Here is a 10,754-nt window from a genome sequence, read left to right as displayed (position 1 = left end):
CTGTTAAATTGTTAAAGAACGTTGTATTTTAATTACTTTGCTTATTTTAGCAAAATAATCTGTTAAAAGTCAAGAAAATTTATTTGGTATAGCATTGAGTTGCTAATTTATTTTTCTTTCCTTTCTTTGACTTGCTCATTATATAGATATTTACATCTCTATGCAATAGCTTTTTAAAAGTATTTTCCTATTCTCTTGATTTATAAATAAAAAAAAGTAGCCTTAAAAAATAAGGCTACTATTTTTTATCAAAAAATAATTTAATTTTGCTAATTAAAATTTGTAGCTTAAAGAAACGTTAAATTTACGTCCCTCACCATAGTAACAACTATAGTAGCATCCAGTTACATATTTTTTGTCTGTTAGGTTAGTTAATGTTGCTAAAACTTCCCAGTCTTTATTAACATTATATTTTGCCATTAAATCAACAATAAAGTATGAAGGTACTTTGAAGTCTTTGGTATTACCAATTTGATCACTTGATTCACCGAAGTATCTACCACCAATACCTAACTGTAATGGTAAGCTATCAAATCTATAGTTAATTCGAGCTGAAGCTTGATTGTATGCAGTTAAAGGAGTTCTAACCACGCTACCAGAAGTTGTTGTCGTTTTCGCGTCTAGGTATGTGTACGCTAAATTTGCGCTTAAGTTTCTAGTTAAATTAAAATCTGCACTTAACTCAACACCTTTAGCTTCATTGTTACCAATTTGCTGTGCAATTGTTGAAGTATAAACTAAGCTATTTTTCTCTTTAATGTTAAATAGAGTAACTGTAAACTTAGCATCAATAAATTCAGGTACATATTTGAAACCGTACTCAAATTGATGCGCTGTAATTGGTTTGTAAGCATTTACCCCATCAGAACCACTTAAAGGTTTAAATGAAGTAGAGTAATGAACAAATGGACTTAAACCAAAATCAAAGTTATACATTACTCCAGCAGAGTAAGTATCGTAGTTAGTTTTATAACTTTCTTTTGCGCCTAAAGTATCACTCTTACTACTTACACGATCATGACGATATCCTAAATCAAAGATAAAATTATTCCAATCAAATGTATCTTGTAAGTAAAATGCTGTTTGGTGTTGATTTACTTGGAAGATTGGTAAATTACTGTAATCAGGTCTGCCTGATGATACTGGATTTAATAAATCATAAGTACCGGAATATGTACCAAAACCATAGTTACCTGTTACTTTTGTATATCCATATTGTAAACCAGCAACAAACGTATTTCTTCCATTGAAAACTTCAGCTTTGTTTGCAATGTTTAAATCTAAGTGGTGATCTCTAGATTTTGTATTGTTATATAGGTACCCTCTATAGTAGCTTGTGCCACTATTCATAAAACTATAATAGCTAGCTAACTGTTCTCTTTCAGATTGTAGATAGTTATAACTAAAATTTAACTCTAAATTTTTAGTTAACTCGCGAGAATACTCAATACCAAATTTATAGGCTTTACGATTATAGAAATCAAAATCAGGATTACCTAGATTTGTTCTACGGTTTATTTCAAAGCTCGAAGTGTCTACAGTACCACTAACAGGATAGAAATTAGTTGTTGGCACACCTGTAGATTTTTGTACAGACGTTAATACTGTTAAACGACTAGCTTCATCAATGATCCATGTTAAACTTGGGGCAAAGTAAAAATTTTCTCCCCAAGTACCATAGGTTTCTCCCTCTTGGTGATCATAACTCGCTACTAAGCGATATAGTAAAGTATTTGCATAGTTACCATTGTAGTCAAAAGCTATGCCTCTTTGCTCACGATTACCTACGTTAACTTGAACTAAACCTTTATTTTCAAAACCAGGGCGTTTAGTTATTAAGTTAACAGCACCACCTGCTTCACTCGTACCATAAAGTACTGAGTTCGATCCTTTAGCTACCTCTACTGTTTCATAGCCAAATAATACTGGACTATAGTAAGTATAACCATTTTTATAAACAGGGCTACCATCTACAAATAATGAAGCGTCAAAACCTCTAATTTTAAACCATAGAGAATCATCAACATCACCACCATATAGTTGTGCTTGTACACTTGGAGTGTAACGTAGTGAAGCATCTAATTGATTAGCGCCAATCTCATTAGCTTGAGCTGTTGATAAAGTCGAGCTAGAACTTGGTGAATAGAATTTTAAAGTTCCAGTCTTACTTACTGAACCTGAAACTGTGATTTTTTCTAACGTTAAATTCGTAGAAGACTCGTTAGCAAATGAGCTTAAAGCTGTTGCTAAACATACTGAAAGGGTAGTTAATTTAAAAATTTTATTCATAAAACCAGAGTGAAATTACAAAAAATTAAGCAGATTATAACAGAGGAATCTGCAAAGTTGAGATTTTTATTTGATCTAAAAATCTAGATATTATCTATTGTTTTCAAATAATAATTCAATCTTACACTACGTTTTATATTTACAACTTTCTAGCAATGTAAATAAAGTAGAGACCACCTATTAAGGTTGTAACTAGTCCTACGGGGATTTCGTATGGGAAAATTATATTTCTCGCAATAAAATCTGAAATTAGAGCTAGTAAGATTGCAATAATGACACTAGCTAATAACTGCTTTTTCGGTCGCTTATAACCAAGTGAAAAAGCTACGTGCGGAGCTAATAACCCTACAAAACTTACGGATCCAATACTTAAAGTCGCTATAGTTACTACTAAAGATATTAGTAAGATTAAAAACAATCTCGTTTTAAAAATATCTAAACCTAGTTCACTAGCTACAGTTACATTTAATGCAAAAAGATCAAAGATCTTTGTAACTCGTAGCATAACTATTACAAGCAGTAAAGCGACTAATAGAGCTATACTTCCTGAATAGTAAGTAGCATAGTAAGAACTACCAGAGGTTATATTAAGAAGTGAGTAAGCACGATAGTCATTAGTTGCGATAAAAATCCTTTGAGCAGAATCATAGAGAGCTGCTACACTTATCCCAATTAAGAGTATTTTTTCAGGCTGTAAATTAGATCTAAAAGTGAGCAACTGTATTACGATTAGAGTTACTAAAGCACCTACAACTCCACCAATATACATTGAAATAGCACTCACACTTGTTAAAGCAATAATTGTTGCCATTATGCCTAAATTTACCCCTGAAGTTATTCCCATTAGTTCTGGAGAAGCCAAAGGATTGTTGCTAATTCTCTGTAAAACAAAACCGGAAATAGCCAATATCATTGAAGCTCCAACTACTAACATAATACGAGGAGCACGTAAATCTATCACTTCAAGATTTGCTTGCCAGAATACACACCCCGCTAGAACTATAACACTAGTGAATACTAAATAGTAAAGTTTAGTATTGCTAGGTGCCTGCCAATGGGTATTACGATCTGCACTCACATTTACTACTGAACGACTTTTGTCAATCAGCATTAGAAATAGCAGCACTGGAGTCCCAATTAAACTTGTTACCGCTCCAGTAGGGATTTGCATCTTAAAGAAAATATCAACTAATTGTAAAACTAAATCAGTAGTTAATAGAATTAATGCACTAACCAGAGGAGTATAAGCTAAAAGTTGCTTAAATGATCTTGCGCCTAAACTTCTTACTAGAGCAGTTGATATTAACCCAATAAAACCTAACATTCCTACGCGAGAAACAATAGAAGCTACAATAAAAGCAGCTAAAACTAAACCCACTAAGCGAATGTATCTTACAGGTACTCCTATACGTTTTGCACTTTCATCATCTAAACTTAAAAGTGAAAATGACTTAGTAAATAAACCTACCAATATAAAAGTTACTAGCAGGCTTAGCGCCAAATAAATTGTATCTAGCCAGCTATCTTGAATTAATGATCCAGCTGCCCAAGTTGTAACAGATCTAGTTTCTTCAGGGTAAATTAAGATTAATATTGATGATAAAGCTGAGCAATATAAACAAACCACCATACCAGATAATACAACAATAGTATTATTAGCTCTCTTTACACTGGATAAAGCCAGAACAACAACTAAAGCAAAAAATGCTCCAATAAAAGCTACTAGGCTTGAACCATAGATAAAATAAGTTGGTAAGAAAATACTGGCTACGGTAATAAATAATTGCGCTCCTGAACTCACAGCTAACGTACTATCAGAAGCTAGTTGGTTGCGCGTAAGTTGTTGTAGAATAACCGTAGCTACTCCTAAACCAATTCCAGCAAGAGTAGCCATAATCAAGCGAGGTAAAGTATAGTTTAGCCACAATAATCCATTTAGCTCCTGCAAATTGAAAAGTAAGCTAAAACTTCCTAATTGGATTTTTGTTATGGTTACCGCTAAAACTAGAATTAGTACTAATAGTGTAAGCGCTAAAATGTTTAGTTTTCTTACCATTGCTCACTCTCACCTTGCAAGCCATTGACAAGAGCATTGGCAAACCTTAAAGATGAAGGTATACCACCAAATAACCAAGTACTGTCTAAAATTATTAAGTTTTTACTCACTGGTAAATAATTCCATAAACTATTCAATTTTAACTTAGCTGGTAAATCAATAGGATAAGGTTTAACAACTACGAGTATAGTATCAGCGGGCAAATCAGCTAGTTTATCAATTGTTTGATTGACAAAACCCCACAGATTTCCATTTTGATCATAAGCGTTAGGTAATCCCAACTTATCAAGCACCATTCCAGCTATTGAGTTTTTGGCATAAAGACGAAAATGCTTACTATCTGCAAATTGAATTACTGCAATCGGAGACTTAATATTGCCAGCCAAAGAAGTTTTTAACTTTGCAAGAGTTTGCTCAGCTAGATCTATCATATCTTCACCTTTGGCAGTTTCTCCTGCATAAGTAGCTACAGCTTTAGTTGACATTACAACCTTATCCCAGATATTACTATCCGCAGTGAAGTCTACACTTTCAACAGGAGCATACTTTTCTAGTTTTGTACTAATTAAAGCATACATCGGAGTATTGATAAATAAATCAACATTTAGAGAAGAAATTAACTCTAAATTTGGTTGCAACCTATTCCCCAAGTCAACAGTGTATTCTTTATTGATTACTGGCTCTTTCACCCAAATACTATAGCTTTTTAAATCACCTACAGCTACAGGATTGATTCCTAAAGATATTAAAGTTTCTGCCACTGTCCAATCTACAGTAGCTATACGCTTATTAGCTTGAGCAAAATTATAAAAGTTTATAAAGATGGCTAAGCAACATAAAAGTAGTTTTTTCATGCCTTAACCTCTTAATAAAACGAAACTTTTACATCTTTTGCTTGAGGGTGATCAATTATATTTAAATCAATATCATAGATCTCACGTAATCGACTTTGTTGCATTAAACCAAGAGAATCTCCATCGTAGATAACCTCACCTGAATGCAACGCTATAATTTGATCACAAAATCTTGACGCTAAATTAATATCATGAATTACGATTATTACCCCTAACCCTAAATTGTCACTCAAGCTTTTTAGTAATTTCATAATTTCAACTTGATGCGCTATATCTAAAGGAGCAAGGGGCTCATCGAGTAAAATAAATTGCGTCTTTTGGGCTAAAAGCATTCCTAACCAAACTCTTACTCGCTCTCCTCCAGATAGATTATCTATAAGACTATTAGCAAACATTTGAGTATCTGTAAGTTTTAGACACTCTTCTATAATCTCTAAATCTTCTTGGTTACTTTTCTTAAAAATTCCTTGCCAAGCAAATCTTCCCATTTCAACGAGCTCTTTTGCTTTAAGAAAAGTTTGTTGAGGTAAGTGTTGAGGTAAATAAGCTACAGTTTGGGCAAACTCTTTAGCCTTAAATGTTTGTAAATCTTTCCCAGATAAATGCACAGCCCCTGAACTAGGAAGCTCTTGTTTTGCCAGCAACTTTATTAAAGTTGATTTTCCTGAACCATTATGACCTATTAGACCGTAAAATCTTCCTGCCTTAAATTCCATCGATAATGGTTTTAAAATAACTTTGTTATCTACTTTAAAAGATAAATTAATTAATTTAAACATAGCTTGGCTTTACTTTGTCTTGAGGTGCTGTTGAATTTGTTTTTCAACAAAGGATTCATCAATTTTGAATAGATAAAAACCATTATTAGCTAAAGCCTGATTAAACTCTTCTTCATTGCTAATCTGTACTAATTTTTTCTCTTTGATGTTAATCGTTTTAATAAAACGTCCATCTTTGAATTTTGCTTTTACTTCAGTTGGAATATCCTCATACAACTCTAAATTGTTTTTAAATTTAGGGTTGAAAGGAACATACAAAAAGAATTTACTATCTTTAGTAACATAAACTGATACTAGCATAACTACTCTTCACTCGTCTCTTCTAAAAATTCTTGTATAAATTTCTTAGTATACTGATAAAAATCTTCAGTATTTTTACCTAATTCTTGTATTTCTCTTAAATTATATTCTTGTAAAAATTTATCCTTATCTTCAGAGAACTGACGTCTTAATTCAACCATACCATTTTCAAAAGCTTCCTTAGCGACATCTAATCTCGTTTCTAACTTCGCTAAGTATTCCTTTTTAATTCTTGGAGGTAAGTTATAAAAATCCACATTACCTTTAAACAGAGTAAATAAACTATTTAACACAGGATCTGCTGAAATCCCCATCAGGTAAGGAGTAAATCTTTCTAAATTAGGTCCTAATTTACCATTAAATAAAACTTTATTATCATTAATAATATTAAAGTTTTTAGTTAAAAAACTTTCAGGATAAAAGCGGATTTGGTTATCTTGAGAAGCAACCTTATCTCGTTCTTTGTGACTAAAATTTAATTTATTTAAGCTATACTTAACTTCTTCTTTTTCCGTTTCAACTTGTGTATAGACTTTTACAGACGTATCTGAATCTGGAGTTGCTGCATTAAAACGTTCTTTACTTGCCTGTAATAAATTCGCATAGAATACGTTTAACTCCTCAACTGCTAAATCTTCAAGTAATTGATAATTAGTTTGAACATTTTGCTTAACTTCTGGTGTATTTATTTCTCTATTTAGAGAACACTCATTTAAACTAGCAAATAGAGGGAACCTATTCGATTCTGCCACTAAAAGTGGAGAAGAGAATTTTCTATATTTACTACTTAGATTGAAATAATCTTGTAAGTCTTTACTATCCCAAGTTAAAAATTCTCTAAAGTTTTCATGTGGCACCGTAAGATCTAAAAGTAGAATTTCTCTTTCAATTTTGTTACCAACAAAATTATTTAAACAAACAACGGGGGTTGCATGTCTAGTAGCACGCTTTCTCCCATTTATGTCAAAATAAACAAGAATACTCTTGCCTTTAGCCTCAACATATTGAATTACTTTAAATTTACTTCTAAATTGCGCTAAGTGCTTAAAGCAAGATTCAGGAGATACATTTATTTCATAAAGATTAGCTTGCTCTTCAGGAGTAAATCTATCTAACTCTATTCTGTCTGCATGAAATGCTTGCATTAGTTGCACACAAGCTTTTACATCTGACATAGCATCATGGGCATTTAAGTGGCTAAATCTATTCGCTCTACTAATTTCTTCTAATTTATAAGAAATATTACCTGTCTCTGGATTAATTGGCCAGTTGATTGCTTTCGGACAAATAGTACTAAAAGCAATTGCTAAGTGAAATAAATCCATACGAGAGTTATTATTCTCGAAATACCACTGATATGGGTGAATAAAATTTCTAAAGAATAGATGTGATGTCACTCTATCGTCAAAGCTAAAGTTGTTATAGCCAAGAATACATGTATTTCTCTGACTCGTAATATAGGTATACCAAGCGTAAGCTAATTCAACTTCAGGAACTTTTTTTCTTCCTCGAACTCGACCTAACAGTTCGTAGTTATAAACCTCACCTTGAGCATTTACTAAAGGAGAAATTTTAAAGCCTGTCTTTATAGCTGCTATTGGTCCCATGATCTGATCATGATAAGCTGATACTTCTAAATTAAATTCACCAGCAGGAAATTCTTGAGCATCTTTATTTAAACGTACAGCTGCTAATTGAGAAATACCTGTAGTTTTTACATCCAACCCATAGGTCTCATAATCGTAGATTACATAGTTCTCAATTGAGTCATTTAGTTCTACTTTATTATTAAATGACTTCTTTCTGCTTGAGTATCTCATAAAAAATCCTCTATATAAAAAAATGAGAGGCGTACTCACCCCTCAAATAGAAATTATTTATTATTGGCGTAAAAGTAACTTAGTAGACCACAAGCTTCATAGGTTGCTACTAAAATAGCTTTATCGCTTTCATATGAAGGACTAAAAAAGTCTGGTTGTTTTTGATTTTTAATATAAGTGGCACATAGAATACTTATATTGTATAAATCTGAACTACTAATACTCTTATAAAAATCTGGATTTCTTAAGTTTACTAGCGTAAAGTTATCAATGTTATAACCTTTGATCACTTTAGCACGTACATTTTCTCCCTGAGAACTAAATAACGCTGCCAAGCGCTCTTTAGCTAAGTTGAAAATATTTACGCTTTGAATACCCCAATAGTCTTCTTGTAATAATGCTCCTGCATAACGTAAACATGTTAAATTTTGTAACTGTACAAGATTTAAGTTTACATCTGAATTGTCTACACTCGTAAGATTATTACAAATAGAAATTAATCTATCTTCAACCTCTTTAGTTGGAATAAAATGCGCAGTTGTTTGTGCATCTTTAAAAGAATTGTAATTTACATTTTTCACTAAAGAGTCATTTGGGAAAACTGGCTCATTTAAAGTTACTAGCACATCTCTTGGGGCAGAGGTGCTAGCAGAAGTAGAAGAACGGTATAGGGATAAAAGTATACTTATTAAAATTACCACAGGGAGAGCGATCATTAATCTTTTCCCCCACGGAGATTTAGTTAACCAATCATTCATTTTAAACTACAAAAATTAACGTTTATATTTCTTAATCTCAGTAACAATTAATTCGGCTGCTTCTGTAGCTTTATCCTTATTAGGATGTTCAACCATTACACGGATAATTGGCTCTGTACCTGAAGCTCTTAGAAGAACTCTACCTTTTTCTGGTGTAAGAGTCTGTTCTAAGTTTTTTATTAAGTCCTGTACGCTTTCTTTATTAACAACGTTATCCTCTAACTCATCAATACGTACATTGATTAAAACTTGAGGGAATAATGGAACTTCTAAAATTGCTTGCTCTAAAGTTTTATTAAAATAAGTTAAAGCACGTAAAACAGCTAAAGAGGCAATAATACCGTCACCTGTTTGGTTTTTATTTAAATGTAGGATATGTCCTGAGTTTTCTCCACCAAGATACCAATTTTTATCTAATAGTTTTTGGAGGACATAACGGTCACCTACAGCTGCTCTTTCAAAAGGAACATTTAACTTATCTAAAGCAGCAACTAAACCATTATTAGACATTAAAGTACCAACAACACCTCGATCGCCTAGCTTACCTGTTTCTTTTTCATAGGTTGCTAAAATATAAAGAATTTGGTCACCATCAACCACTTCTCCTTGAGAAGTTACCATCATTACACGATCACCATCTCCATCGAAAGCAATACCTAGATCAGCTTCACTTTCTTTTACCTTCTTAATTAAAAGATCTAAGTGAGTTGAACCACAGTGATCATTAATATTTATACCATTAGGTTGGTTTGCAATAGCAATAACATCAGCACCTAACTCTTGGAAAACAGAAGGAGCAATATGGTAAGTTGCTCCATTAGAGCAGTCTACCACTAGTTTTAAACCTTTTAATGAGAAGTGAGTAGAAAAGCTTGCTTTACAGAATTCAATATAACGACCAACAGCATCTACTACACGTTTAGCTCTACCTAATGAAACGTTATCTACACATTCTAAGGGCATTTCTAGATATCTTTCAATCTCTAGCTCAATTTCATCAGGTAATTTAGTACCATTAGCATTAAAGAACTTAATGCCATTGTCATAATAAGGGTTGTGAGAAGCAGAAATTACTACACCGGCATCCATACGAAAAGTTCTAGTTAAGTAAGAAATGGCAGGCGTAGGCATAGGTCCAGTTAGAAATGAAGCTACTCCAGCTGCTGCAAATCCTGCCTCAAGAGCAGATTCAAGCATATAACAACTAATTCTTGTATCCTTACCAATTAGAACTTTACTATTTTTATTATGAGCAGCTAATACTTTACCGGCAGCCCAACCAAGTTTTAAAGCAAATTCTGGAGTAATTTTCTCACCTACTTTACCACGTACACCATCTGTACCAAAATATTTACGTTTCATATGTATTAACTCGTTAAATTATTTCTGTTTAGTTATAACATGCTTGTTATTTTACCATAAACATATAATCGCTTAGATAAATGTAAGCATTCATAAAAATATTTGCACTTCTATAAAAAAAGGGGTATAATTTAGCGCGTAATTTGTAAAAATTATTTCCCATGCAAAAAACCTACGATAAATTTGGTCTGGTTTAAACCTTAAATTTACTTTTGTTTTTTGCTTTACTATTAAACCCTGCATATGGTGTATAAAATCAATTTATATAGCGATATGCAACTAATCCTAAAGGTTTATTATGAAACAAGGTATTCACCCTAATTATTACGAAGTAAGTGCTACATGTTCATGTGGTGAAAAATACGAAATCCGCTCTACAGTTAACAAAGCGTTAAACTTAGATGTTTGCGGTAAATGTCACCCATTCTATACTGGTAAACAACGTATCGTTGATACTGGTGGTCGTGTTGAAGCATTCAAAAACCGTTTCAAAGGTTTCACTTCTAAAAAATAATATTTATTTAAATAAAGCACTC

The 10,754-nt window shown here is 32.5% G+C and carries 9 protein-coding genes; 1 reads left to right on the top strand and 8 read right to left on the bottom strand.

From position 1 onward, the window contains the following. Positions 1 to 273: 273 nt before the first annotated feature. From CKF54_RS07820 to glmM, 8 genes are all read right to left on the bottom strand, one after another. Positions 274 to 2,289, bottom strand: a complete 2,016-nt coding sequence (locus CKF54_RS07820; RefSeq protein ID WP_119525786.1) for a TonB-dependent siderophore receptor — start codon at positions 2,287 to 2,289, stop codon at positions 274 to 276. A gap of 139 nt (positions 2,290 to 2,428) precedes the next feature. Beyond that, positions 2,429 to 4,345, bottom strand: coding sequence for a Fe(3+)-hydroxamate ABC transporter permease FhuB (gene fhuB / locus CKF54_RS07815; protein ID WP_119525785.1), 1,917 nt, complete (start codon positions 4,343 to 4,345; stop codon positions 2,429 to 2,431). Then, positions 4,339 to 5,199 (bottom strand): iron-siderophore ABC transporter substrate-binding protein, encoded by an 861-nt coding sequence (locus tag CKF54_RS07810; RefSeq protein ID WP_119525784.1) that lies wholly within the window; start codon positions 5,197 to 5,199, stop codon positions 4,339 to 4,341. The genes fhuB and CKF54_RS07810 overlap by 7 nt, the downstream gene beginning before the upstream one ends. 11 nt (positions 5,200 to 5,210) lie before the next feature. Next, the gene (locus CKF54_RS07805; protein WP_119525783.1) at positions 5,211 to 5,978 is read right to left on the bottom strand and encodes an ABC transporter ATP-binding protein; all 768 of its coding nucleotides are present in this window, start codon (positions 5,976 to 5,978) and stop codon (positions 5,211 to 5,213) included. Positions 5,979 to 5,987: 9 nt separating this feature from the next. Next, a complete protein-coding gene (locus tag CKF54_RS07800) occupies positions 5,988 to 6,278 on the bottom strand; it encodes a YcgL domain-containing protein (RefSeq protein ID WP_119525782.1) in 291 nt (96 codons plus the stop codon). Between the two features lie 2 nt (positions 6,279 to 6,280). Beyond that, complete coding sequence (locus CKF54_RS07795; RefSeq protein WP_119525781.1) at positions 6,281 to 8,098, bottom strand: hypothetical protein; 1,818 nt, start codon at positions 8,096 to 8,098, stop codon at positions 6,281 to 6,283. Positions 8,099 to 8,151: 53 nt separating this feature from the next. After that, positions 8,152 to 8,856: a hypothetical protein gene (locus CKF54_RS07790; protein WP_222987600.1), complete on the bottom strand. Its 705-nt coding sequence runs from the start codon at positions 8,854 to 8,856 to the stop codon at positions 8,152 to 8,154. Positions 8,857 to 8,871: 15 nt separating this feature from the next. Continuing rightward, positions 8,872 to 10,218, bottom strand: coding sequence for a phosphoglucosamine mutase (gene glmM / locus CKF54_RS07785; RefSeq protein ID WP_119525779.1), 1,347 nt, complete (start codon positions 10,216 to 10,218; stop codon positions 8,872 to 8,874). A 298-nt stretch (positions 10,219 to 10,516) separates the two neighbouring features. Between glmM and rpmE the strand changes: the two genes are divergently transcribed. Then, positions 10,517 to 10,732, top strand: coding sequence for a 50S ribosomal protein L31 (gene rpmE, locus CKF54_RS07780; protein WP_119525778.1), 216 nt, complete (start codon positions 10,517 to 10,519; stop codon positions 10,730 to 10,732). The last annotated feature ends 22 nt before the right edge of the window (positions 10,733 to 10,754 follow it).

The sequence above is a fragment of the Psittacicella hinzii genome (genome assembly GCF_003585885.1).
Classification (GTDB): domain Bacteria; phylum Pseudomonadota; class Gammaproteobacteria; order Enterobacterales; family Psittacicellaceae; genus Psittacicella.
The sequence above is the reverse complement of the archived record's forward strand: the minus strand, read 5'-3'. Positions and strand labels throughout refer to the sequence as shown.

Excerpts from the sequence above, each read along its gene's own strand:
- CKF54_RS07820 (WP_119525786.1), bottom strand. The coding sequence starts at position 2,289 with ATGAATAAAATTTTTAAATTAACTACCCTTTCAGTATGTTTAGCAACA.
- fhuB (WP_119525785.1), bottom strand. The coding sequence starts at position 4,345 with ATGGTAAGAAAACTAAACATTTTAGCGCTTACACTATTAGTACTAATT.
- CKF54_RS07810 (WP_119525784.1), bottom strand. The coding sequence starts at position 5,199 with ATGAAAAAACTACTTTTATGTTGCTTAGCCATCTTTATAAACTTTTAT.
- CKF54_RS07805 (WP_119525783.1), bottom strand. The coding sequence starts at position 5,978 with ATGTTTAAATTAATTAATTTATCTTTTAAAGTAGATAACAAAGTTATT.
- CKF54_RS07800 (WP_119525782.1), bottom strand. The coding sequence starts at position 6,278 with ATGCTAGTATCAGTTTATGTTACTAAAGATAGTAAATTCTTTTTGTAT.
- CKF54_RS07795 (WP_119525781.1), bottom strand. The coding sequence starts at position 8,098 with ATGAGATACTCAAGCAGAAAGAAGTCATTTAATAATAAAGTAGAACTA.
- CKF54_RS07790 (WP_222987600.1), bottom strand. The coding sequence starts at position 8,856 with ATGAATGATTGGTTAACTAAATCTCCGTGGGGGAAAAGATTAATGATC.
- glmM (WP_119525779.1), bottom strand. The coding sequence starts at position 10,218 with ATGAAACGTAAATATTTTGGTACAGATGGTGTACGTGGTAAAGTAGGT.
- rpmE (WP_119525778.1), top strand. The coding sequence starts at position 10,517 with ATGAAACAAGGTATTCACCCTAATTATTACGAAGTAAGTGCTACATGT.